General features: G+C 37.3%; 20 protein-coding genes and 4 tRNA genes. 11 read left to right on the top strand and 13 right to left on the bottom strand.

Annotated features, from left to right (window positions below; translation table 11 throughout):
• Nucleotides 1-24 precede the first annotated feature (24 nt).
• From AVFI_RS08605 to AVFI_RS08590, 4 genes are all read left to right on the top strand, one after another.
• A tRNA-Leu gene (locus AVFI_RS08605) sits at nucleotides 25-111 on the top strand.
• A 32-nt stretch (nucleotides 112-143) separates the two neighbouring features.
• Nucleotides 144-219, top strand: a tRNA-Gly gene (locus tag AVFI_RS08600).
• 77 nt (nucleotides 220-296) lie between these two features.
• Nucleotides 297-383 (top strand) — tRNA-Leu (locus tag AVFI_RS08595).
• 33 nt (nucleotides 384-416) lie between these two features.
• Nucleotides 417-492 (top strand) — tRNA-Gly (locus tag AVFI_RS08590).
• A 238-nt stretch (nucleotides 493-730) separates the two neighbouring features.
• Here the strand turns inward: AVFI_RS08590 and AVFI_RS08585 are convergent.
• Nucleotides 731-1,228, bottom strand: a complete 498-nt coding sequence (locus AVFI_RS08585; RefSeq protein WP_017019977.1) for a glycine cleavage system protein R — start codon at nucleotides 1,226-1,228, stop codon at nucleotides 731-733.
• A gap of 128 nt (nucleotides 1,229-1,356) precedes the next feature.
• Nucleotides 1,357-3,540, bottom strand: a complete 2,184-nt coding sequence (gene yccS / locus AVFI_RS08580) for a YccS family putative transporter (protein ID WP_012533784.1) — start codon at nucleotides 3,538-3,540, stop codon at nucleotides 1,357-1,359.
• A gap of 193 nt (nucleotides 3,541-3,733) precedes the next feature.
• Here yccS and helD point away from each other — a divergent pair, with 193 nt between their 5' ends.
• A complete protein-coding gene (gene helD, locus AVFI_RS08575) occupies nucleotides 3,734-5,797 on the top strand; it encodes a DNA helicase IV (protein WP_188863776.1) in 2,064 nt (687 codons plus the stop codon).
• A gap of 54 nt (nucleotides 5,798-5,851) precedes the next feature.
• Here the strand turns inward: helD and AVFI_RS08570 are convergent, their stop codons facing one another.
• On the bottom strand, nucleotides 5,852-6,307 hold the full coding sequence (locus AVFI_RS08570; protein ID WP_005419907.1) for a methylglyoxal synthase: 456 nt from the start codon (nucleotides 6,305-6,307) through the stop codon (nucleotides 5,852-5,854).
• Between the two features lie 96 nt (nucleotides 6,308-6,403).
• On the bottom strand, nucleotides 6,404-7,402 hold the full coding sequence (torT, locus tag AVFI_RS08565; RefSeq protein WP_188863775.1) for a TMAO reductase system periplasmic protein TorT: 999 nt from the start codon (nucleotides 7,400-7,402) through the stop codon (nucleotides 6,404-6,406).
• A gap of 73 nt (nucleotides 7,403-7,475) precedes the next feature.
• On the opposite strand from torT, the gene torS reads away from it, so the two are divergent.
• The gene (torS, locus tag AVFI_RS08560; protein ID WP_188863777.1) at nucleotides 7,476-10,352 is read left to right on the top strand and encodes a TMAO reductase system sensor histidine kinase/response regulator TorS; all 2,877 of its coding nucleotides are present in this window, start codon (nucleotides 7,476-7,478) and stop codon (nucleotides 10,350-10,352) included.
• Nucleotides 10,353-10,486: 134 nt separating this feature from the next.
• Complete coding sequence (locus AVFI_RS08555; protein ID WP_188863774.1) at nucleotides 10,487-12,127, top strand: methyl-accepting chemotaxis protein; 1,641 nt, start codon at nucleotides 10,487-10,489, stop codon at nucleotides 12,125-12,127.
• Nucleotides 12,128-12,173: 46 nt separating this feature from the next.
• Here the strand turns inward: AVFI_RS08555 and AVFI_RS08550 are convergent, their stop codons facing one another.
• The 3 genes from AVFI_RS08550 to AVFI_RS08540 all read right to left on the bottom strand — a co-directional run bounded on the left by AVFI_RS08550 (nucleotide 12,174) and on the right by AVFI_RS08540 (nucleotide 14,070).
• Nucleotides 12,174-12,734: a type II secretion system protein gene (locus AVFI_RS08550; protein WP_065623209.1), complete on the bottom strand. Its 561-nt coding sequence runs from the start codon at nucleotides 12,732-12,734 to the stop codon at nucleotides 12,174-12,176.
• A 24-nt stretch (nucleotides 12,735-12,758) separates the two neighbouring features.
• Nucleotides 12,759-13,388: a YccT family protein gene (locus AVFI_RS08545; protein WP_054775945.1), complete on the bottom strand. Its 630-nt coding sequence runs from the start codon at nucleotides 13,386-13,388 to the stop codon at nucleotides 12,759-12,761.
• 91 nt (nucleotides 13,389-13,479) lie between these two features.
• Nucleotides 13,480-14,070: a porin family protein gene (locus AVFI_RS08540; protein WP_012533752.1), complete on the bottom strand. Its 591-nt coding sequence runs from the start codon at nucleotides 14,068-14,070 to the stop codon at nucleotides 13,480-13,482.
• Between the two features lie 352 nt (nucleotides 14,071-14,422).
• On the opposite strand from AVFI_RS08540, the gene AVFI_RS08535 reads away from it, so the two are divergent.
• The 3 genes from AVFI_RS08535 to AVFI_RS20475 all read left to right on the top strand — a co-directional run bounded on the left by AVFI_RS08535 (nucleotide 14,423) and on the right by AVFI_RS20475 (nucleotide 17,092).
• Nucleotides 14,423-15,622, top strand: coding sequence for a DUF1611 domain-containing protein (locus AVFI_RS08535; protein WP_017019747.1), 1,200 nt, complete (start codon nucleotides 14,423-14,425; stop codon nucleotides 15,620-15,622).
• Nucleotides 15,619-16,710, top strand: coding sequence for an alanine/ornithine racemase family PLP-dependent enzyme (locus AVFI_RS08530; RefSeq protein ID WP_081301956.1), 1,092 nt, complete (start codon nucleotides 15,619-15,621; stop codon nucleotides 16,708-16,710). Before AVFI_RS08535 ends, AVFI_RS08530 begins: the two co-directional genes overlap by 4 nt.
• Before the next feature lie 298 nt (nucleotides 16,711-17,008).
• Nucleotides 17,009-17,092 (top strand): hypothetical protein, encoded by an 84-nt coding sequence (locus AVFI_RS20475; protein ID WP_408580439.1) that lies wholly within the window; start codon nucleotides 17,009-17,011, stop codon nucleotides 17,090-17,092.
• 305 nt (nucleotides 17,093-17,397) lie between these two features.
• Here AVFI_RS20475 and pstB read toward each other — a convergent pair whose 3' ends face one another.
• The 6 genes from pstB to moeA form a co-directional block, all read right to left on the bottom strand.
• Nucleotides 17,398-18,147 carry a phosphate ABC transporter ATP-binding protein PstB gene (pstB, locus tag AVFI_RS08525; protein ID WP_005419893.1) on the bottom strand — a complete coding sequence of 250 codons (750 nt, stop codon included), beginning with the start codon at nucleotides 18,145-18,147 and terminating at the stop codon, nucleotides 17,398-17,400.
• Between the two features lie 64 nt (nucleotides 18,148-18,211).
• Nucleotides 18,212-19,069 carry a phosphate ABC transporter permease PstA gene (gene pstA, locus AVFI_RS08520; protein WP_005419891.1) on the bottom strand — a complete coding sequence of 286 codons (858 nt, stop codon included), beginning with the start codon at nucleotides 19,067-19,069 and terminating at the stop codon, nucleotides 18,212-18,214.
• A 4-nt stretch (nucleotides 19,070-19,073) separates the two neighbouring features.
• Nucleotides 19,074-20,000, bottom strand: a complete 927-nt coding sequence (gene pstC, locus AVFI_RS08515; RefSeq protein ID WP_011262177.1) for a phosphate ABC transporter permease subunit PstC — start codon at nucleotides 19,998-20,000, stop codon at nucleotides 19,074-19,076.
• Between the two features lie 75 nt (nucleotides 20,001-20,075).
• Entirely contained in the window at nucleotides 20,076-20,897 is an 822-nt protein-coding gene (locus AVFI_RS08510; protein WP_017019751.1) for a phosphate ABC transporter substrate-binding protein, read from the bottom strand.
• 257 nt (nucleotides 20,898-21,154) lie between these two features.
• Complete coding sequence (gene moeB, locus AVFI_RS08505) at nucleotides 21,155-21,904, bottom strand: molybdopterin-synthase adenylyltransferase MoeB (protein WP_054775947.1); 750 nt, start codon at nucleotides 21,902-21,904, stop codon at nucleotides 21,155-21,157.
• 10 nt (nucleotides 21,905-21,914) lie between these two features.
• Nucleotides 21,915-23,159 carry a molybdopterin molybdotransferase MoeA gene (gene moeA / locus AVFI_RS08500; RefSeq protein ID WP_188863773.1) on the bottom strand — a complete coding sequence of 415 codons (1,245 nt, stop codon included), beginning with the start codon at nucleotides 23,157-23,159 and terminating at the stop codon, nucleotides 21,915-21,917.
• A 154-nt stretch (nucleotides 23,160-23,313) separates the two neighbouring features.
• On the opposite strand from moeA, the gene folE reads away from it, so the two are divergent.
• Nucleotides 23,314-23,967, top strand: a complete 654-nt coding sequence (gene folE / locus AVFI_RS08495) for a GTP cyclohydrolase I FolE (protein ID WP_005419880.1) — start codon at nucleotides 23,314-23,316, stop codon at nucleotides 23,965-23,967.
• The last annotated feature ends 50 nt before the right edge of the window (nucleotides 23,968-24,017 follow it).

The raw sequence follows: 24,017 nt of genomic DNA, 5'->3' as shown, positions 1-24,017 counted from the left end.
AAGCGGCATCGCAAGAAATTGCGTGCCCTGGTGGTGGAATTGGTAGACACAAGGGATTTAAAATCCCTCGGCGTTCGCGCTGTGCCGGTTCAAGTCCGGCCCGGGGCACCATCTTTAAAGTCTGACTCGATAGAGCAGCAAATGCGACACTAGCTCAGCTGGTAGAGCGCAACCTTGCCAAGGTTGAGGTCACGAGTTCGAACCTCGTGTGTCGCTCCAAATTAAAAATTATTGCAATAGCGATAATTACAGATGGTGTTTTACTTTTCAGTAATCGGCATCGCAAGAAATTGCGTGCCCTGGTGGTGGAATTGGTAGACACAAGGGATTTAAAATCCCTCGGCGTTCGCGCTGTGCCGGTTCAAGTCCGGCCCGGGGCACCATCTATTAAAGTCTGACTCGATAGAGCAGCAAATGCGACACTAGCTCAGCTGGTAGAGCGCAACCTTGCCAAGGTTGAGGTCACGAGTTCGAACCTCGTGTGTCGCTCCAAACAAGAAAGCCCGTTCAGAAATGAACGGGCTTTTTTACGTTTGCGATATAGCTAAAAGAGGTTCGATTCATGCTCTTTGAGTCGAGGGGGGCAGTTGGTAGAGCGCAATCTTGCTAAGGTTGAGGTCACGCCTAATGCCTTGAAGATCGGGAACCTCGTGTGTCGCTCCGCTCATACCAAAAACTGGAAAGCCCATTCAGAAATGAACGGGCTTTTTTACGTTTGCGATATAGTAAATTAAATAACAGTGACGACCATGTCTTCGCTTAAGGATTCAATTTCAGCAGCAAGATCATTGATGTTTGCAGCTGCAGGTAGTTTAAGGCTAAGAGTTGCAGTAAATACGCTTGTACCGCTAGCAGGAACGCCAATACGGTGACTGTCCATATCGATTAGCTCAATGCCTTCATTTTGAAGAATATTGCTAATATCGTTAACAATACCCGCTCTATCTTCAGAGTCGACTTTTAATTTGCTGTGTGTATCTTGAACTGTGGTATCAATAACATCACTAAAGGTCACCATTAGATCATCTTGAGCGAGAAAATAATCTTGGACTGCTTGTTTGTGTTCGGAAGGGACTTCAATTTTAATTACGGCAGAAATATGTGTATCTAGATAGTGGATTTTACTCACTAGCCATTTGCCGCCTTCTTCATGAGTAACGGACGCTAGGCGTTTGATAAGATCAGGGCTTGAAATTCCAACAAAAGCAGCAATAAATATACTTTTCATAATGGCGCCTCCAATTATTATTGGTAATTAAGGAGTCCAAATATGAACTCCCTTTATAATAGTGTAGGCGTCTTGCGTTAAAAATAATTGAGAAACATCAATTATTCGACCGGAATAACAGATCGACTTCAAACTTTAGCACTTGTTTTCATTTTGTGAATTTGTGTGCTTAGTGAAGCAGATAAAGTATGCATTTCAGGTAATATTTGGTGAATTAAATGCAATTGCTGCAATACCATTCTAATTGAGTTTTCATCTTCATCACGCCATTCTGAAAGACGTTTTTCGATACTCTCTTCTTTAACGGTATTTAGTTTATCATTGCAATCAGTATTGTTTAACTGGCATTGAATCTGATTTAAATGAGCATGAATAATACGATGTGATTCAGCAACTAATTGATGCGTTTCTTCATCTTTTAAACGCATACGATGAGCTCCAAGTGCAGATATATAGCTTAACATCGCATGACAAAGGCATAAAAAGCGGAAGGATTCATCGACAGCCGTTTGGTATTTCCCAGGTTCAATCAACATGTTACTGATCGCCGAACTAAGTGCCGCCTCGCTATTATGAGCTTCACGGCGTGATAAACGATACTGAAGAGAATCTTTCTTTCCTGCTCGATATTGAGAAATTATATTCGATAAGTAATCTTGGTGAGCATGCACCGTATCAGACATAACTTTATCTAGACGTTTTGCTTGCCAATCAGGAAGAATATAAGTTACCGCTAATACCGCAAGAGCACAGCCAACGAGAGTATCCCCTAATCTTGGTAAAATGACTGCGTAACCTTCACCTAATTGGTTAAAGCAGAATAAAACAAGCATCGTGATAAAGGCAGTCGCAAATCCATAGTTAGCAAGGCGGAACGCAAAGAACAATACGCCAGAAATAACCATTAATACGAGTTGGCTATCTAAAGATGGAAATAGAACTAGTAGAGTTGTTCCTGCTAATAAACCAATTAAAGTCCCAGCAACTCGTGCCACAAGTTTTTCTTTAGTTGCACTGTAGTTTGGCTGACAAACAAATAGGGTAGTGAGCAAAATCCAATAACCACGTTCTAATTCAAATGCCTGGATAATGCCATAACCGGCAGTTAAGGCTAACGCCATGCGAATAGCGTGTCTAAATAAGACTGAATCCGTAGTTAAGTTAGCTCTTAATCGTTGCCACATGGCCTTAGGAGTGTGAGCGCCTTGATCTGCTAAAACTGTATCTTCTTCTGTTTCTAATGCCCTTTCTGGATTACTAATATTAGCAAATTGGCGCTCAACCGTTGCTAAGTTATTAAACAGGTAATCCAATTGAATAAGAGATAACCGCCATTCTGGTTTTTGTTGCTCTTTTAATGCAATAAGTGATTGCTGTAATTCATCTAAAGCAAAAATAGAAGCGTTATCATGTTGATAAGGCAAACCAAGAGATAAGCAGCGAGCAACTTCTTTACATGCTAATGATTGGCTATGCAGTAGATGTTTAAAGCGGAATAAAATATCACTGCGATTAAACGTATTGGCTAAATCTTGATAGCGATAATGACTAGAACTTACACGTTCATGAATGTCTTGTGCAATAAAATATATTTTTAAAAACTTATCGCTAGCACCAACCACATGGCCACGCTTTGCTCTTGTTAATAACGATGCTTTACTATTATTAAGTGCAGTTACCATTTGAGCATTATTTTTGGCTTCTTGAAGGCGATAAGGCTGTGGAACTAGATTGGTTACAGGATGGAATAACTCACTTTTACTATTTAAGTACGTAGCCATGGTTTCAAATACAGTTGCTAGGTTTTGTTGAACTGGCTGCAATGGCCAAAATATTTGCCATGTTAACGAGATAGTGTAATACCAAGCTGCACCCCCTAGTAAAAGGGTTGGCTGATACCAAAGATTTGGACTTTCGGCAGCACCTAGCATGGTATAAATAGCGATAAGTAGTGAGCCAAAAGCAATGCTAGCATAGCGAGGACCTAGAGCTCCAAGCATAATAAATGCAATGGTTGAGCAAAATAATCCAATCGCAAATAAAATTGGTGTATGAAAGAGAATCTCAATGGAGAAAGCAGCAATAGCAAAACAGATGAAAGTGAAGAATAAGGCTTTGAGTCTTCCGGATAGTTTATCGTCAGTTTCAGCTAATGCGGCCGCAATAATTCCAAGAATGAGTGGAGTAATTGCCGTATTTTGCTCAAGATACCAACAGGGAATAACTGCACCAACAAGAGCGAGTAATACCCTGATACTATAATTGATGGTTTTATTGGCCCAATATTGGCGAAAAATCTGGCGATAAGTCACGATATTACTTTCTGCTTAGGGAAAAAACCTATCATAACAAAGTCATACAGAGAAGAAAGAGCCTAAATCTGAATCATTGTCTTAATACTGATCTGAGACAACAAAAAAAGAACCTGATATCCTATGACCTCTTCAGCAAATTCGTGAAATGAAACACTCTCATAGTGTCATATTAATTAGGTAGTATTGAATCATGCAGATCAAAGCAACCCCTTTCGCTCAGTGGTTAGTTCAAGGTGACTTTTATCAACTTGAATTAGAGCAAGAGCAGCTGTTGTTTACCTCACATAAATATCAAGTATCTGTTCCTTTTGATAAATGGAGCGGAAAAGTGACTTTTGAAAGAGGCCTTATTTGGGGAGCGCTTTGTTTTTATAATCGTAATGAACAAGTTGCATGGCGAGTATCTGGACTTCCATGGGAAGAGTGTGACGCCATAATTAATGCAGTGTTAAATGCTTATGCTGATTGGAAAGAATCAAAAGTATTGCTGTTAAATCAGCTGCAACCACAGATGATTGAATTAATTGAAGATTTTAGTGCAAATAAGCGCTTTTTAAAACAAACAGAAGCTTTAATGATGGTCGAAAAGTTATATGATCTTTTCGAGCAGACGAAGATATCCATTCCCTTAGCTGAACAGCTTCAACCTGACTGTATTGCACCTGTTATTGATTGGCTCACTGAACCAGAAGAACAATTAAAAGTCTTGAATGATAATTGGTTAGAAGAGCAAAAAGTAGAATGGAAAACGTTTTTTTCTGAGTGTGAATCACAGCCACTAAATGAATCTCAGCAAAGTGCTTTGTTATTAAATGAAGATCACACCTTAGTTTTAGCTGGTGCAGGCTCAGGTAAAACAAGTGTATTGGTTGCTCGTGTAAATTATTTAATTCAAAGTGGACAAGCTCAAGTCGACGAAATTTTGTTATTGGCTTTTGGTCGTCAAGCAGCACAAGAAATGTCAGGGCGTATCATTGATAAACTCGGTTTTGAAATAGGCCAACGAGTCAAAGTCGCTACTTTTCATCAATTGGGCTTAGATATTATTCGTCATGTTGAATACCAACAGCCAAAGCTATCATGCTTAGTTACTGATGTTAAAGCACGTAAAGAATGGTTTGTTCATGTTTTGGATTCCGAATGGAAAAATGCAACAGCGATGAACCGTTGGAAGAAGCACCTTAAGAAATGGCCAATTGCTTATTTGCGTGGTGATGTTGATTTAAGAGAAGAGTCGCACAATGAAAAGTTACAAGAGTGGCTTTATAAACAAATTTGCCAATTAAATAGCCTGCAATTAGATAAGAAAAGCATTGTTGAAAAGATTGAATTTCATCCTGATGTGCAGCGTTTAAAAAGTGAATTGAATATTGTTTGGCCATTCTTTAAGGCGTATGAAAGAACGCTGAAACATGAAGGTGCTATTGATTATGAATCAATGATTACTAAGGCTAAAGCATACATTGCTGATAACAAGTATGAATTGCCTTGGTCATTTGTAATGGTTGATGAATATCAAGATATTTCACCGCAACGTTTAGATTTGATTGAAGCCATTTGTCACACCGAAAATAAACATCAAACTAAGGCTACGCTATTTGCTGTTGGTGATGATTGGCAAGCGATATACCGTTTTGCTGGTGCAGATGTGTCGCTAACTACAGGGTTTGAAAATCGTTTTCAATCGACACAAATTGCTCATTTATCGACAACGTATCGTTTTAATGATCAAATAGGGGCGGTAGCAAATCGCTTTGTTCAAGAGAACCCTATGCAGCTTAAAAAAGAGCTAAATAGTTTCACTAAAAAGAAAAGAAAGGCAGTGAAAGTAATAGAGCATCAATCTATAGAAAAAGAGCTCTTATCATTATCTAAAAACATTCGTGATGGCGAAAAAGTCGTGATTCTTGGCCGTAACCATAATCATAAGCCTGATAGCTTTGATGAGTGGGTTAAGTTCTACCCTGGTTTGAATTTGGAATATAATACGTGTCATGCTAGTAAAGGGACAGAAGCGGATTATGTCTTTATTGTCGAGATGACGGATGGACAATTTCCGATGAAAGAGCGAGCGGAGTCGCTAGATGCGGCTTTACTTCCTCATGCAGAAAGCTATCCATATGCTGAAGAACGACGATTATTTTATGTCGCCTTAACTCGTGCAAAGAAAAAAGTATGGATTGTTTATCATGGTAAACCATCTCCATTTGTACAAGAGATCGTGGATAAAGACTATCCAGTGATAATTGAATAATTTAAAGACAATAAAAAACAGCCGCTCGAAAATAGCGGCTGTTTTTTTGTTAGGCTAAACGCGTTCAGCTAAATAAGCATCATAATCAGGAATTTCGATTGATACTTCTTCTTCCATTTGCGGAGCAGAAATCATAAATTTGGCACTTGCACGGTTCATTGCTACTGGAACATTCCATACCGTTGCAATGCGTAGAAGTGCTTTTACATCAGGATCATGCGGTACGGCGTTTAGAGGATCCCAAAAGAAAATCATCATATCGATTTTTCCTTCAGAAATAAGAGCGCCAAGTTGCTGATCTCCCCCCATAGGACCGCTCAATAAACTCTTTATTGCTAAGCCTGTTTCTTTACTTAGAATGCGGCCAGTTGTTCCCGTAGCATAAAGAAAATGACCTTGTAAGGCGTCTTTATTTTCTTTTACCCAACGTAATAATTCTGGTTTGTAATTATCATGAGCAACTAATGCAATGTGTTTATGTGCAGGCATGACCCTTGTTGTTTTATTCATTGATATTCCTTATTCCTATTTGATAGCAGGGTACAATTTATAGAGGGTACAACGTCTATACCTCAATTTTATGACACTATATAAGCGTTGTTTCAATTATTGTTTTTCAGATGATACGAAAAAAGTAGGGCGATACTCAGCTGGTGAGAGTGACTCTTCAAGAACTTTTTTTGGTAAATGCTGTGGCGTTAATGCTTCAATTTTTGGTGATAACTGAAAAGGTAGCGGGTGCTTATTAAGATAACTCACCGCTTGTTGAATACTAAGCTGTCCCTGTAATACCATTTTATCTGTGGGGGAGAATAACACGCGATTACGTAATAAACCGCGATATACAGCATGACTTAAGTAAGTTGAGACTAAACCCACTTGATTTTGCATTTTTCGACTTGCGACTTCACTTATTGCCACCTCAATTGCGACAGCGCCCCCAACCAAATAATCTAATTTCTCTGTTTGCAGAGCATCTTGAATTAAGTTGCGTTGTAATTCTTTGCTGTTATCACCCCAGTATGTTGCACTGACGATAATATCACTGTCTTTAATAGCGTCATTAAAACCTTGGGTGACGGGTTTTGTCCCACCTCTAGTTTTAGGGCCTGGAAGCCAGCCAATATAAGTGATGCCAGAATCTTTCGGGTGTCTTTTTGCTAAAAATTCACCAGTTTTATAGCCCATTTCATACCAATCAACACCGACTTCACCATGATGAACTGGGGCGGCTGGAGGATAGGAACTAATTAGCTGATTCACGGTAGCAAAAACAGGTATCCCTTTTGTAAGCGTAATAAGGTTATCTTGAAAAGCCATAGGGTCAACGGTACCCAAAATGATCGCATTAGAACCATTTAATACACATTGTTCGATTTGTTGAGTCTGTCGTTCAACGTTAGGGTAACCACCAGACTCATAGACGGTTAACTCAACATGTTGAGCTTTAGCTTCTTTTACCATTCCATAGTTAACAGATAGCCAGTAAGAGTCTTTTAGATGTGGATAAATAGCACACAGTTTCCAAGGCGTTTTTGCGTGAGCAAGAGGCGATAAAAAGACAGAGAATAAAATAATGTATATAAGATGAAAAGTAAGCTTCATGGTATCTTCGCACTGGCTTTAGGTTGGTGATATGATACCCGCATTACTTCTTTTTCCAAAGTGTTTCAATATTATGTTATTTGCTTCTACAGGGATCGGTCGCAAGCTGCTTATCACATTCATGGTGATGATTGCGCTTATGGCATTTGGATCGGTTGTTGGTGTTCTTGGGTTTTCATACGTAGAAAAAACAGAAAGAACGGTAATTGATTCGGCAATACCAGCGGTTATTGAAGCTCGTTACATTTCAGATTTAAGTACAAAGATCATTTCAACATCTCAATTACTCTCGCAAGTTGACTCTGAAGACGATAGAAAAAAATACGGCAAAGATCTGTTTGAGTCGATAGAGAGTCTTTATCACCGTTTAAAAGGTCTCGGTGTCTACCCATTTGATAAAGCGTTATTAGCTCGTTTAGATCTTCAAGTTCAAGACATTGTCGATAATTTGGCAACAATGGGTGAAGGCGTTGGTGAGAAAGTAGTTCTGCATCGAACTATTCAAGAGAAGAGCCAGAAGTTAACCGAAACCGCTCTTCGTTTGGAGGAGTTATCACGTTCGCAAGTATTAAATTCAAATACTGTTACGATCGCTAATGTCGTGAAGATTTATGATTTAGTTGAAAATGGCGAAAAAGAAGCGGTCTATAAAGCATTAGATACTCTAGTAGAAACGGATTTGGATTTAGCAGAGCGTTTGCATGAATTACGCTTACTTACCTTTAAAGTGGTCAATACGATAGATGATGCAAGAAACAGTCATAACATCAAAAAAATAGAGAAGTTAAGACAAGATTTTACTCGTGATATGACCATTATAACTCGTAGGGTACAAGCAGTAGAAGACCCAAGCAGAACAAAGCAAATGCTTGATCTAGCTAATGATTTAACAAAGAGTGAGCGTTTGTTTAATGAGTTAATTCAACTGGTTAATATCAATCAAAAACTAAAGTTGTTAGGTGATGAAAACGTTCATAAGTTTCAAGAGCTTAATTTAACTATTTCACAATTACTTGAACAGGCAAATGATGTAACTCAACAAGCGGTCGCTGATGTTAACTTTGTATTGAAAGTTGTTCAGCAATTGTTGATATCAATAACAATGCTTGGTTTATGTCTCGTTATCTACATTATGTGGCGTTATGTTTATGCTCGTGTGATTACACGATTAAATCAATATGAAGAAGCGATCACTAACGTAGCTAATGGTCAATTAGATATAGAATTAGATACAACAGGTGACGATGAGTTAGCTCGTATGGGACGTTCAATTCTTATTGCCAGGGATACAGCTCAAGAACTGAAAGAATATAAAGACAGCTTAGAATTACAAATAGCACAACGAACTCAAGAGCTTAAGTCGAGTAATGAGCGACTTAATGTCGAGATTATTAACCACGATAAGGCAAGGGATCTCGCAGAGCAAGCAAACAGAGCAAAATCAGCGTTCCTTGCAACTATGAGCCATGAAATTCGAACGCCTTTAAATGGTGTACTTGGAACCGGTGAGCTGCTCCGTGGGAGCGGTTTAACTGCTCAACAAAAACAGTATGTTGATATTATTAATCGTAGTGGTGAAAACTTATTAGATTTATTGAACGACATACTTGATTACTCAAAAATTGAAGCTGGACATTTAGCTATTCGTAAGAGGAACTTTAGTGTTCAATCAATGATCACAGATGTGCATCATTTATTTAGCTCTCGAGCACAGCAAAAAGGCATTACTTTATCGGTTAATGCGCCTGTTGATACCCCAGAGTGGTGGATAGGTGATTGTTCACGTATTCGTCAGGTATTAAATAACTTTGTGGGCAATGCAATTAAATTTACTCATACAGGTAGCGTAACGATTCAGTTAAGCCTTATTTTGGATACGACGCTTTTATTTGAAGTCATTGATACCGGTGTTGGGATTGCTGAGCATGAAATAGATACTTTATTTGATGTATTCACTCAAGCTGAAGAGGGCATGAAAGTCAGTGGTGGAACAGGGTTAGGCCTAGCCATCAGTCAGCGTCTAATCGAAGCGATGGATGGTGAGATTGGTGTCGACTCAATAGAAGGGCAAGGTAGTACATTTTGGTTCTCCCTTGAGCTTGATGAAGGTCAGCCTGTTGAGTCATTGAGTGATGATAAAACAACAATAGACATAGCTCCTGTTAATATCCTTTTAGTGGAAGATAATCCAGTTAATCAGATGGTTGCTATTGGTTTCTTAGAGCGACTAGGTCACCAAGTTATTGCTGTAGATACGGGTAAAAAAGCTGAAGAAGCGATTGAAAATCATCCATTTGATTTACTTTTATTAGACATTAATTTGCCTGATACTGATGGCGTGACCTTGCAAAAACGTTTAAGAGAAATTTATGCGACAAAAGGTGACCACCAAGACGAACTCCCAATGTTAGCGGTTTCTGCTCATGTTTTTCATGAAGATGTTGAGAGTTATCTTTCTGCCGGTTTTAATGGCTTCTTAGCAAAACCATTGGTTGAAAATCAATTAGTAAGTACATTGAATCGCATCTTAAATGATGGAAAATCAAATTTGAAAGCCCCCGTCATTATTCCGAGTTTGCAACTAGAAATGGAAGCTGGAATCGAAACAGAGGAACATGAAATGATACTAAATGAAAAAGTATTGCAAGGTGATATTAACGTATTAGGTGAAGACCGAATGCGTAAAATTGTCGGTGTTTTTAAAGAATCTTCTAAAGAAAATTTAGAGGAATTACAAACGGCAATTTCAGATCAAGATTGTTATCAAGTGAATCAGTTAGCTCATAAATTAAAAGGTTCAGCAGGTAGTATGGGATTAATACAGCTACATACGTTATGTCATCAATATGAGCAGTATGGAAAAAATAATGATATTTCTCTATGTAAAAACGATGAAATTAGCCAAGTTTATGGCGCCGCCATTTTGGCATTGGATGCTTTTTTTGATTAAAAAACAAACGGTTAAGTGTATAACTTTAAATTATTAGATCTATATCAAGCATTCATGGTGTTTATGTTTTATTTTAGTGCTTTCTGCTGATAGTATCCGGAAAAATTAGAACTGGTTTGCTTTAAGGAGAGGTTATGAATCTAATTGGACGTTTATCAATCAGTTACAAAATAGCAATGCCAATTATTATTATTGTTTTGCTATTTGGTGTTATATCACTTTTAAGTGTGATCAAATTCAACGAACAAGCAGAAGTAAATGAAACACTAATTGAGTTCGTTGAACCTGTTAATGATAATTTGGAAGACGCCTATCGTGATCTTTATCAAGTTGTCGCAGCAACTCAAGGCCTTATGTTGTCAAAGTCTCAAGCGGATATTGATCATCATACTTTTGAATTCAAAGATAATGCGTATAAAGCCATCCCTAGAATGAAAAAAGTACAAGATTTATATGACAGCCAGATTCTGCCTATGAATACGGCATCAGAATTGACTGTTTTGATAACGGCAACCCAAAGATGGATTCAGCTCTATGAACCGTTATTTGAGCGTCCTGAAACTGCTCAATCTTATTATGTTCAAAACAGTGCAGAGTTAGAGAAACAATTTAAAGTCATTAGAAAACAGCTAAAATCAATCAGTCGTTTAATTATGGCTGAACAAGTTAAGTTAAGAAAACAAAGCCAAGATGGTATTGAAGCAGGAAAATTGATATCTGAAGTCGGTGCGATTAGTGCGATTATTGTTGCTATGTTAGCACTTTGGCTATCGATTAATTGGATCGTAAAACCAATTCGTTCACTTGAAAGTGCAATGTCAGATGTTGCTTCTGGTGAAGGTGATTTATCAAAACGAATTAGCGTTGATTCTACTGATGAACTAGGAAAATTAGCTCAAGCATTCAATCAATTTATTTCTAAAATTCACGGCACAGTACAAGAGGTGATTGTGTCATCTAATGCCGTTCGTGTTGAAATGGAAAGCATTAAAGCTCAAACTCAAAACGTAGCTCAATTCTCGATGAATCAGCAACAAGAGAGTGAGGTAGTTGCAGCAGCAGTACATGAAATGCAAGTAACAAGTGCTACCGTTAATGAAAATGCGAATGACGCGGCAGAAGCGAGTCAAGGAGCGACAGCTGAAGCTGAGGTTACTGATAATATTCTTCAACAAACAGTTGGTTCAATTCAGAGCTTAGCGGATGAGATAAATCAAGCAGGCAAAGTGATTCAAACATTAGATACTGATGTTGCAAATATTGCTTCTATTTTAGATGTGATTAAAGGCATTGCTGAGCAAACCAACTTGTTAGCACTTAATGCGGCGATTGAAGCAGCTCGAGCGGGCGAACAAGGACGAGGTTTTGCGGTTGTTGCTGATGAAGTAAGAGCGTTAGCAAGTAAGACTCAAGATAGTACTGGTGAAATTCAAAAAATGATTGAACGCCTGCAACTTGGTGCAAAAGAAGCAGTTCAGGCAATTAATGCGAGTAATCAGAGTGGTGTCGAGACAATAGAGTTAGCTCACCAAGCATCTCAATCGTTAGCTCAAATTACCAATGCCATTATTGTTATGAACGATATGAATACACATATTGCAACGGCGGCTAATCAACAAAGTCAAGTGAGCGAAGATGTTAACAATAACGTTCAACGAATTACTGACAACAGCGGTCAAATGGTTGAAATGGTAAACCAATCAGAAAGCGCTTGTGCTTTATTATCAGAGCAGTGTGAGCGATTAGACCAATTGGTGTCGCAATTTAGAGTGTAATATTAACTTTAAGAATGAAAGGCTTATCATAGTTGATAAGCCTTTTTTATAAATGCGTTATCACAGTAACTTCGCCTGTTGTCGAGTTATATGAAATAACAATGCCAGAAGTGAGCGGATCAGCTGTGTATTGGTAATGCTTATTTATGTAGTAGCAAGCGTCCTGAAAACTACTGTCTTCACTGCTATAACGTATTGATAGAAAATCAGCATCATCCTTTTTTTTGTGGGATACACTAGGTGGGTCATTTAATAATGTATTCCAAAGATCATTACACCCTTTCTTACCTCTACCAATATTATTTGGTTGTGCCATTGGATTGTTTTTATTAATACCAATAGGAAAGCCATTTAGGTTTACATCAAGCTGATCATTAGCAAAACCTTGAACATCATTTCCTGACTGTAAATTGCCACTAGCAATCCAGCGATATTGGGTTAATCGAACACTTTGTTCAAAATTTTGAGCAATCCCTTCTGCTTGAGCAACGTAGGATTCTGAGGTGTAGCTAAAAAATTTTGGAATAGCGATAATTGCAATTACTGCCATAACAGTAATTGCAATAACGAGTTCGATTAAGGTAAACCCAAGTCCATTTTTACCCATACAATTCCTTTGATGTGGATAAATTTACTTATTAGTAATTGATTTTAAGAAGCGTTCTTTTGTAGCTTGATCGGCTTTCTCATACCAATAATGCAGCATTTGTTCTGCTGTATTTTCGCCTTGCTCATTTTTAATTTCTTTATGAGTTACGGTAAGCATACCTTCTTTAAAGGCTGCAGGGTGCTCTGTAGTATTAAATTTTGCGACTTCGAATTGAATATTTCGACCAACTTGCATTCCGTTGTAGATCAATTGTGACTGAGCGAAAGGAATACTATTATTGTTTTTATCTATTAACTCCCAATTTAGATCATGATTAAATGCTTTGGCTTTTTCAGGAGAGTTATAGGTTGGGAACTTAAAGCTTATTTGTTTATCTTCTGCAGAAAACGTCGAGACGATGATGTCGCTTGACACAATGATGTTATCTTTACCTTGCTTGAATACAGGATTATATCTAAAAACAATTTGATGTTTACCATTTTCTAAATCAAGCGTTGACGTAGTAGAAAAGAATGAGCTCTCTAGCTTTACTTCTTGGTTATCAACAAGAATCAGTTCAACTTCGTCAGGTATCGTTAATTGAATAGCGGCATGTGCTGAAATAGATGAAAGAAGACAGAAGCTAGCAGCAAAAATAGATTGTATTTTCATAGGAGTACACCTGTTGTAATAATTAAAACAAGTGTACTCATATTTTAAATGGAATGAAATGATCCAAACAACTTGTTATGTCGGGAGAAAGTTAGAATTTATAGCTTAAACCTAGGTATGAAGTACCAAAATCGTAACCAATGCCATCCATGATAGCTCTAGCAATATTGTGACCGACAGTTAGGGCAAGATGCTCAGTAAAATCATAACCGGCTTCAAAACCATAAGATAAGCCAAGAGCACTGCGGCTTTGAGAACCATTTGCAATATAGCCTTTCCCACCATCCTCTAGATAGAAGTTAACATCCATATCTAAATAATAATAACCGTAACCAAACATACTGGTGATGAAAAAGTCGGAGTCAAAAACATAAGCTCGGTACTTCAGATTAGCGCCGAAGAAGTGTGCATCAATATGACTTTTAGCAAATTCGTTATCATCAGCCCAATCGTAATCGAAGGCTCCCATGTTGTTGTATTCTAATTCAACGGACATATAAAAGGTTTCACTGATAGGAAAGTCATAACCCCCTTTAATGTTATAACCTTGATCGAGATCGGTTTGAACGCCAAGAAAAGTAACAGAAGAATTTTCTAGGTTAGTCGTTATGTAATACCCTGACTTGTCAGCATGAGCTGAAATAGAAAAGAAAATAAATAATAGAAAACTCAATAACTTCATATGATTATCCGTAATTTCAATGTAGTTATAGTTATTATTCACAATTGATATGATAAGTCCATAAGTATAACCAATTGGTTACATATATTAACAAAATAGCAAACATTTCTTAGGTGTCTAAGTTTCTGTTATTACTGAGGGTAATAACCAGTTTATTTTGATTTATGGTGATGGCATGTAACTGAATTGTAGCTATTGTTGGATTAAATATTTTTTAATTGTAGCTATTTAAGTAGCATATGCTATTGTGTGCTTTCCTCCCTACAGCTTAGTAGGGACCTCTTGTTCTTTCCGATATGACATTCGGCATCTGCTAGTTGCCCTTCTAAGCCTTAAATTATTAGGCATCATTATGTTAAAACTAAACCAATGCTCCATAAATTCCATACACCATACAGTAATAAAATCTACTGATGAGATTGACTCCACATCTAAGCCATTCGATTTATTATTTACTCAAGTTAACCCAATAACGCCTACCGCTATTATTTATTGTGAAGGTCAATTTGGAAATATTGATGGGAAAACAGCCAATGGTCTTATAAGACATTCTCATAACTATAGAATCCTTTCTGTTATTGATAGTACAAAAGCAGGCTTAGATTCAGGTGAGGTTCTTGGAGATGAAAAAAATGGTATTCCTATAGTTTCAGATATTAAAGAAGCTATTGTGCTTGCAAAAGATCTTCCTGATTACTTCATTTTTGGTATTGCGCCTTCTAATGGAATATTAACTGATTTAGAAAAAGAAATTATGCTTTATGCAATGTCACTACATATGAGTATTGTGAGTGGAGTACATGAATTTTTAAGCGAAGATACTAAATTTATAACTGCTAGTAAAAATTATAATGTGCATGTTATTGATGTTCGAAAACCTAAAGATAAAAAAGAGCTACAATCATTTAGTGGTAAAATTCATAATGTACTTTGTCCACGTATTGCTGTTATGGGAACGGATTGCGCGATAGGAAAGCGAACAACTGCAACTATTTTAACAAAAATATTACAAGAGAAAGGGCTTAAAGTTATTATGATTGCGACAGGGCAGACTGGTATCATTCAAGGGGCTCCTTATAGTGTAGCTTTAGATGCTGTACCTTCTCAATTCTGTGCGGGTGAATTAGAAGCTGTTATTGTTGAAGCGTATGAAAAAGAAAATCCAGATCTTATTATTATTGAGGGGCAAGGTGCATTAAGTCATCCGGCATTTTCTACTAGTGCTTTCATATTACGAGGAAGTTGTCCGGTCGGTGTGATTTTACAGCATGCACCTAAACGACTTCATCGTAGTGATTTCCCTGAAATGCTTATGCCATCTGTTATTTCTGAAATTGAATTAATTGAATTATTTTCTAATACGTCTGTTATCGGATTAACTTTGAATCATGAAGGGATGTCTCAGAAAGAAATTACTGCTGTTATTGAAGAGTATTCAGAACAATTGAATATTCCTGTTACTGATGCTTTAAATCAACCTACGGATGATTTTTTAAAAATGATGTTAATTATTTTTCCAAATTTGGAAAAAAACATGATAATAAAAACATGAGTTACCCTCGGTTAGATATTAATTGCACTAAAATTTATCTTAATACACGGACATTAATTAATAAGTTATATAAAAAAGGGATATCAATAGCACCAGTAACAAAAGTATGTTTGGGTAATCCGATAATTACTAATGTGTTAGTACATGCAGGCGTGAATATGATAGCCGATTCTCGTATTGAAAATATGGATAGAATACAATCATCTGGAATCAAAATACCAACTATTTTGATTAGAAGTCCAATGATTAGTCAAGTTAAAAGTGTAATTAAGTATTGTGATATTAGTCTTAATACTGAAGTTTCAGTAATAAAAAAACTCTCATTAGAAGCTAGTAAGTTAAATGTCAATCATGGAGTGATTGTTATGGTAGAACTTGGCGATCTTAGAGAAGGGGTTATGCCTCATCAATTATTTGATTTTTTTTATAAAATAATAAAATTACCAAACATCCTTATTAAAGGAATAGGGATGAACCTTGCCTGTCGTTATGGTGTTATTCCTAATAAATTAAAAATATCTCAGTTATCAAATCTTGCAGATAGTTTAGAAAAAAAGTTTAATATTAAATTAGATATCATATCTGGTGGTAATTCTGCATCTCTTTATTGGGCTCTTAATAATAAAAATAAAACAAGAATTAATCATCTTCGACTCGGAGAGTCAATATTCTTGGGATGTGATTCTCTATATCAAAAACCAATTAAGGGGCTATTTACCGATGCTATAACCTTGACAGCAGAGGTCATTGAATCAAAGATAAAACCATCTCTACCTTGGGGGGATAGGGGATATAATGCTTTTGGAGAAAAAGATGATATTTTCGATAGAGGTTTAGTACTACAAGCGATTATTGCTTTAGGTCGTCAAGATGTAATTGTAACAGGAATTAAGGCTCCTGAAGGTATAAATATAATGTCTTCAACAAGTGATCATTTAGTTGTTGAAACAAATAAATATCCATTATTTGTAGGGCAAAAGGTAAAATTTGAATTAGATTATAGTGGATTGTTATCTTCAATGTCTTCATCATTTGTACATAAGAATTTTCAAAATATAAAAGGATTTGAATTACCTAAGAAGCAGTAATATAGATGGTATTATATAAATTGTTTTTCACTGTGATTTTATTTTTATTAATTAGTTCTTGTAGTGCAACAGTTAATAATAGAACGTCTTATTCACTTGCTAATTATAGATCCGATATGTTACATCAATACTTACCTTATGATATGGGAGATATGGTGTTACTGTCAGTAATGAGTATTAAAAAAGATGTTAATATATATGTAATTAAAAATAGCAATTTAATGACTAAAGATTTTTATATTTTATTACTTTACGTTTTTGTAATAATGTTGAAATAAGAGAATTATTGAATCGAGGGGTGTCTTATAGAATTGTTATTTTAAATTTTAAGAAAATTAAAGAGACAGAATATGTTATATCAATAAATTTATGCTCTAAATAGTATAACGGTAAATAATGAATGATAATGATTTTTTTACAAAAATAAATGACGCGATATTGTTGGATTATAATAATTTTAACTTATGGGAAAGAGCATTTATTTCAAATATTTTACATAAGGTTATATATAAACAACCAGTTTCTAAAAAACAAAAAATATTGGTTTTAAATATAATAGATAAAAGATGTTGATAATTAGTTGTAGTAGTTAAGTTTTTTCTTATTAAAAATATTAGATTGCAACAAAAAAGCCCCTAACTAGAGGGGCAAGAGTTTCCATCGCTTTGTTATTATTCTTTGTGTTAATTAACCAAAATCACCGTTAACATAGCCTTGTGTACGGTCATCTTTTGGATTAGAGAAAATGATTTGTGTGTCATCGTGCTCAACAAGTTCACCCATTAAGAAGAAGGCTGTTTTATCTGAGATACGACGAGCTTGCTGCATTGAGTGGGTTACGATAACAATGGTGTAATCTTTCTTCAGTGTTTCCATTAACTCTTCCACTTTATGCGTTGCAATTGGGTCAAGAGCTGAGGTTGGTTCGTCCATTAGGATGACATCTGGTTCCATTGCAATGGTACGAGCAATACAAAGACGTTGTTGTTGACCACCAGACAGACCAAAAGCGTGAGATTTAAGACGATCTTTCACTTCATCCCATAGTGCAGCACCACGTAATGATTTCTCAACGACTGCATCTAGCACTTTCTTATCTTTTACGCCTTGAGCTTTTAAGCCATAAGCAACGTTCTCGTAAATGCTCATTGGGAATGGGTTTGCTTTTTGGAATACCATACCTACTTTGATACGAAGATCTGCTACATCAATGTTTCCGTAAATATCGTTACCATCAAGATTAACAAGACCTGTGATTTTTACGCCTTCAATCAAATCATTCATGCGGTTTAAACAACGCAACAATGTTGATTTACCACAGCCAGAAGGGCCAATTAGTGCCGTTACTTGTTTTGCTGGAATTGGCAAGTTGATGTTTTTAAGCGCTTGGTTTTGTCCGTAAAAAAGGTCTAGATTTTCAATATTAAATTTGTTCATTGTATTTTCCTCATCAGCCGCAACTTATTGTCGTGCGACTGATTTAATTTGATAACGTTATATTTTAGTAAGATGCTTTATTAATTTTTCGAGCCAATAGCTTGGTTAGCATATTAATGACAAGGACAAGAACGATAAGTACGGTTGCCGTTCCGTAAGCTTGGTTCCACTCGTCGATAGTAAATAATTCAGTGGTTAGCTTATAAAGGTGAACTGTTAGTGTACGTCCTGAATCCAGTAATGAATCGGGAATACGTGCAACCATACCAGCGGTCAAAAACACGGGTGCAGACTCACCAATAACACGACCAATACTTAAAATAACGGAAGTCAAAATGCCTGGCATTGCACTTGGTAAAATTAAGCGCCAAATTGTATAAATTTTTGATGCACCAAGTCCGTATGAACCTTCACGAAATGTTTGAGGTACAGCCATTAACGCTTCTTCTGTTGTACGAATGATAACGGGTAGTATTAAAATACTCAGTGTTAAAGCACCAGATAAGATAGAGAAGCCAAGACCTAAAATACCGACAAAGAAAGTCATACCAAACAGACCAAAGATAATCGATGGAATGCCAGCTAACGATTCAGTACAGAAGCGGATCGCTTTAACTAATTTGCTTCCTACTTTTGCATATTCGGTTAGGTAAATAGCTGTCATGATACCAAGTGGTGCAGCAACAGCAATTGAAGCAAGTACCATGTATAACGTTGAAACTATCATAGGGAAGATACCGTGCTCTTCACCTGTTCGAGTGTAGTTATCTGTAATGAATGACCAACTTACGTGTTGCATGCCATTCGAAAGGATGTACCAGATAATCCAAAATAGGAAACCTACAGTAATTGCAGCTGATAACCAAATAAATCCTGAAGCAATTTGGTCTTTTATTTGACGCTGTTTTTTTAATTTATTCATGATCTTATTTCGCCGTTTCACGGTTTAAGTAAAGAAGAATGCCATTAAGAGACATGATAAATACAAGCAATACCACACCGGTTGCGTACAGAGCGTTGGCGTGAATGCCACTTGCGTATGACATTTCAATTGCGATGTTTGCGGTTAATGTTCGTGCTGAATCTAAAATTCCTTCAGGCATTGCTGGGGCGTTACCCATTACCATGATGATTGCCATGGTTTCACCCAGTGCACGAGCGATACCAAGAATAACGCCTGTCATGATACCTGAACGAGCGGCAGGAAGAAGAATACGGAAAATAGTGAATATTTTAGAAGCCCCAAGTGCCAGTGAGCCTTCTCTGTATGTTGACGGTACAGCACGAATAGACGTTTCTGATACGGTGATTACAGTAGGAAGAATCATTACACCAAGAACGATAATACCAGCAAGAATGGTGTTACCTGCAGGGACTTGGAATATGTCTTGAATTAATGGAACAATAATAACTAGGCCAAAGAAGCCGTATACAACCGATGGTATACCAGCTAATAGTTCAACGGCAGGTCGAATAATATCAGCGACTTGTTTTGGTGCTATTTCTGCAATAAAAATAGCCGTTAAAATACCGACAGGAACACCAACTAATACCGCACCAAAGGTCGATACAATTGATGCAACGATCATGGTGAATACACCATATAATGCCGGTGGTAGCCAATCTTGGCCTAATACAATGCCGCTTACACCAGCTTGTTGAAATGCAGGAATACTTTCTTTAATGATGAAGTAAGCGATAGTCGCTAGTGAAACAATACCAATAACAGCACAACTTAAAAATAAACCGTGAAAAATACGTTCTCTCCAATCCACGCGCTTTTTTTCTCGTAGTGGATTGTTCGATGGTTTTACTTGATTTTCTGTGCTTTGATTATTCATTGCGATGGTCATAATAAATACTCACATGTCGAAAAATTCGAAATGGAAAAATGCCCAACCTTCGCAGGTCAGGCAATAGGGTAGAAATTAGTTAACTGAGATGTAGCCTTTCTTTTCAACAAGGTTTTGAGCTGTTTCAGCTGTCATCCAATCAAGGAATTTTTGAGCTTCAGCTGATGGTTTACCTTCTTTGTATAGAACAAGGAATGGACGAGATACTTTGTAAGTGCCGTTTTTGATGTCAGCAACACTTGGTTCTACGTTATCAATTGCTAGTGCGTGTACAGAACTATCAACAGTACCTAAAGAGATGTAACCAATTGCGTATGGGTTACTTGCTACCATTGTTTTTAGTGCACCGTTGCCGTTAGCAACTTGAGCTCGTTGTGAAATTGCTGATACTTTCATGCCTGATACTTTTTTCTTCAGGCTCATGATGTCTTCAAATGCGCCACGAGTACCAGAAGCCGTATCACGAGTAATTACAACAACAGGCTTGTCTGCTCCACCCACTTCTTTCCAGTTTTTAACTTCACCTTTATAGATAGCCGTCACTTGCTCTGATGTTAGACCCTTAAGTTTGTTATTTGGGTTTACAACAACAGCGATACCGTCGTGAGCAACAATAAGCTCTTTAAGTGCAGGATCTTTCTCATCTGATTTTAAGTTGCGAGAAGACATTCCTAAATCAGCAGAACCATTTTTTGCTGCTTTAACACCAGCTGAAGAGCCAGGGCCTTGAACTTCGATAAATACATTTGAATGTTCTTTCATGTATGTTTCAGAAAAAACTTCCATAAGTGGAGTTACACTGCTTGAACCAACTGCAGAAATGGTTTCCTTTGCTAAAGTTGGTGCTGCTACTACTGAACTAATAATTGCTAGTGCGCCGATTACTGACTTTTTCATTTTCATTTCCTTTGTCTGGCATTCATGCCGTAATTAAGTTGACGAGGTCACTTTAGGAAAGTTATGTGACAGTTATATTTCACTTTTCTTAAATGTGTATTACATGGGGAAGAGATTTAGCTCTGATTCTTGCAGCTCTGAGAGAGGGGAATTATATTTGTATTTGTTTTTATTAGGGAATTTATGGTGTTTGAAAATAGAAAAGGCGGTAACTTTTAATAGGTTTACCGCCTTTAAATAAATAATTAAATGTATTTTTAGTGACCACAAACAGAGCAATTAGGCATTTTAGCCAGCTTCATTTCACGCCAATTCATCGATAGGGCATCTAAAATGAGAAGTTTGCTGATTAAAGGTTGACCATAGTTGGCTAATACTTTTATCGCTTCTAGTGCTTGAACGGAACCAATAATGCCCACAACAGGTGACATCACTCCAGCTTCAACACAAGTTAATGCTTGTTGACCAAATAAACTGCTCAAGCATTGGTAGCAAGGTTCATCATCTTGATAAGTATAAACACTTACTTGGCCTTCCATACGAATAGCTGCACCAGAAACCAATGGTGTCTTAGATTCGTGGCATAAGCGGTTTAATTGGTTACGTGTATCAACATTATCAGTACCATCAAGTACTAGATCATGAGATGCAATTAATGAGCGTAATTCGTCATCAGATAGACGTTTATCTACGGTGTTGATGTGGCAGTTGGGGTTAATTCGATTTAACGCCATTTTTGCTGACATAACTTTCTTTACACCGATAGTCTCATCACAGTGCAATACTTGACGTTGCAGGTTTGAAAGTTCAACGCAGTCATCATCAACAAGTGTTAGAGTACCAACACCCGCCGCCGCTAAATATTGGCTGGATGCGCAACCAAGGCCACCGGCACCAATAATAAGTATAGAGCTTGCCTTTAATGCTTCTTGGCCATCAAAATCAAAATTACGTAAGATGATCTGACGGTTATAGCGAAGCATTTCATTATCAGTTAATTCACTCATGAATAAGCTCTTAGTATAGTGATGCGTTGAAAAGTTCGATGTTAACCGTTTCACCGGCTTCAACACGGCCACGCTCACGTTCTAATACGACGAAGCAATTGGCAATACTCATTGAACTGAAGGCGCCAGAACCTTGGTTACCGGTCGTCGATACCTCAAATTGACCTTGTTCATTAATAGAATAAATGCCACGTTGGTAGTCAGTACGGCCAGGGTGTTTTTTAAATGCAGACGTTGCTTTTGCTGGAATTGATTTTGGCGCTTCCCATTTTGTATGACCCGCAAGTTTTGCAAGCATTGGCTGTACAAGTACATACATGGTCAACATTGCTGATACTGGGTTTCCAGGTAAACCGCAGAAGTAAGAATTTGGTAATTGACCAAAAGCAAAAGGTTTACCCGGTTTAATGGCTAATTTCCAAAAGCCGATTTGACCTAATTCATCCAAAATATCTTTAGTGTAATCCGCCTCGCCAACACTTACACCGCCAGACGTAATAACCACATCGGCTTCTTTATCTGCTTTTAAGAACACTTCTTTTAGTGTTTCTGGGCAGTCAGGGATAATACCAAGATCGATCGCTTCGCAACCAAAACGTTCAATTAATACTTTAATACCGTAGCGATTACTGTCGTAGATTTGACCATCTTCTAGTGGTTGACCAAGGGGTTTAAGTTCATCACCAGTTGAGAAGAAAGCGACTTTTGGCTTATTTACTACGGGAATATCATTAATACCTAATGATGCAATTAACGGAATATCACGTGGTGTTAAACGGTGACCTTTAGCTAGCACAGTTTGGCCTTGAGATACATCGTCGCCAATCGGGCGGATGTTTGCTTGCGGTTTTACATCAGCAAAGTTTAATTCGAAGGTAATACCTGCATCTGTTTCAGTGGTTAGCTCTTGCATAATGACAGCATCGCAACCCTCAGGGATTTTAGCGCCAGTCATAATACGAACAGTGCTTTGTGGTTGCCATTCACCTTCAAAAGGAATGCCTGCAAAAGATTTACCAACAACAGGTAAAGTTAATGACTGCTCTAAATCAGCAATACGTACCGCATAGCCATCCATTGCCGAGTTAGCAAATGGAGGAACATTAATAGGAGAACGAATATCTTCAGCTAATACAAAGCCAATTGCATCAGCAAGAGCTAAAGAATGGGTATTTGATACCGGAGAAACTTGAGATAATAAGGTTTCTAAAGCGGTTTCTACTGGAATTAAACCTTGAGTTGCGCAGCAATCCATTAGGGTACTCTCTACATTAATCGTAATAATGATTGAACATTACCATATTTTGACCTTTAACATCTAATAGACCTAGTAAAATCAGGGTGTATTTATTTGATAGAGGAGGTATCCTTAGCGAAGTTCAATTGATTATGGAATTTTGGAGTATACGATGTCATCACTTAGTGAATCAGCCATATTAGTGCGTGATGCCCTTGTTGCACGTGGTCTTGAGACGCCAATGAAAGAAAATGGTGTTAGTCGAGAAGAGAAAAAAGAGCGCATTGAAGAGCATATGCGTGAGATCCTAACCCTATTAAGTCTTGATCTTAGTGATGATAGTTTAGAAGAAACGCCACACCGTATTGCAAAAATGTATGTGGACGAGATTTTCTCTGGGTTAGATTATGCCAATTTCCCTAAAATTACAGTGATTGAAAATAAGATGAACTGTGATGAGATGGTGCGTGTTAATGATATTACGTTAACCAGTACTTGCGAACATCACTTAGTGACCATTGATGGTAAAGCGACGGTTGCTTATATTCCTCGTGGAAAGATCATCGGATTATCTAAAATTAACCGCATTGTTCGATTTTTCGCTCAGCGTCCACAAGTACAAGAACGCATGACTCAACAAATACTTGTGGCTTTACAAACCTTATTAGGTAGCGACGATGTAGCGATTACTATGGAAGCGACGCACTATTGCGTTAAATCTCGTGGCGTAATGGATGCAACAAGTAGTACAACAACGACTGCACTTGGTGGGATCTTTAAGAGAAACCCAGCAACAAGACATGAGTTTTTAAGCGGAATTCGTTAAATACAGCCATCTTGTTAAATACCACAACAAAGTAAACATTAAAAAGCCAG

The organism is Aliivibrio fischeri ATCC 7744 = JCM 18803 = DSM 507, from assembly GCF_023983475.1.
GTDB classification, from domain to species: Bacteria; Pseudomonadota; Gammaproteobacteria; order Enterobacterales; family Vibrionaceae; genus Aliivibrio; species Aliivibrio fischeri.
The sequence above is the reverse complement of the archived record's forward strand: the minus strand, read 5'-3'. Positions and strand labels throughout refer to the sequence as shown.

Bases quoted from the DNA above. Each gene is read 5' to 3' on its own strand.
- AVFI_RS08530 (WP_081301956.1), top strand. From the start codon at position 15,619: ATGAGTTACCCTCGGTTAGATATTAATTGCACTAAAATTTATCTTAAT.
- pstB (WP_005419893.1), bottom strand. From the start codon at position 18,147: ATGAACAAATTTAATATTGAAAATCTAGACCTTTTTTACGGACAAAAC.
- folE (WP_005419880.1), top strand. From the start codon at position 23,314: ATGTCATCACTTAGTGAATCAGCCATATTAGTGCGTGATGCCCTTGTT.
- AVFI_RS08585 (WP_017019977.1), bottom strand. From the start codon at position 1,228: ATGAAAAGTATATTTATTGCTGCTTTTGTTGGAATTTCAAGCCCTGAT.
- AVFI_RS08545 (WP_054775945.1), bottom strand. From the start codon at position 13,388: ATGAAAATACAATCTATTTTTGCTGCTAGCTTCTGTCTTCTTTCATCT.
- AVFI_RS08570 (WP_005419907.1), bottom strand. From the start codon at position 6,307: ATGAATAAAACAACAAGGGTCATGCCTGCACATAAACACATTGCATTA.
- AVFI_RS08510 (WP_017019751.1), bottom strand. From the start codon at position 20,897: ATGAAAAAGTCAGTAATCGGCGCACTAGCAATTATTAGTTCAGTAGTA.
- pstC (WP_011262177.1), bottom strand. From the start codon at position 20,000: ATGACCATCGCAATGAATAATCAAAGCACAGAAAATCAAGTAAAACCA.
- torS (WP_188863777.1), top strand. From the start codon at position 7,476: ATGTTATTTGCTTCTACAGGGATCGGTCGCAAGCTGCTTATCACATTC.
- torT (WP_188863775.1), bottom strand. From the start codon at position 7,402: ATGAAGCTTACTTTTCATCTTATATACATTATTTTATTCTCTGTCTTT.
- AVFI_RS08555 (WP_188863774.1), top strand. From the start codon at position 10,487: ATGAATCTAATTGGACGTTTATCAATCAGTTACAAAATAGCAATGCCA.
- AVFI_RS08535 (WP_017019747.1), top strand. From the start codon at position 14,423: ATGTTAAAACTAAACCAATGCTCCATAAATTCCATACACCATACAGTA.
- AVFI_RS08550 (WP_065623209.1), bottom strand. From the start codon at position 12,734: ATGGGTAAAAATGGACTTGGGTTTACCTTAATCGAACTCGTTATTGCA.
- moeB (WP_054775947.1), bottom strand. From the start codon at position 21,904: ATGAGTGAATTAACTGATAATGAAATGCTTCGCTATAACCGTCAGATC.
- pstA (WP_005419891.1), bottom strand. From the start codon at position 19,069: ATGAATAAATTAAAAAAACAGCGTCAAATAAAAGACCAAATTGCTTCA.
- AVFI_RS08540 (WP_012533752.1), bottom strand. From the start codon at position 14,070: ATGAAGTTATTGAGTTTTCTATTATTTATTTTCTTTTCTATTTCAGCT.
- moeA (WP_188863773.1), bottom strand. From the start codon at position 23,159: ATGGATTGCTGCGCAACTCAAGGTTTAATTCCAGTAGAAACCGCTTTA.
- helD (WP_188863776.1), top strand. From the start codon at position 3,734: ATGCAGATCAAAGCAACCCCTTTCGCTCAGTGGTTAGTTCAAGGTGAC.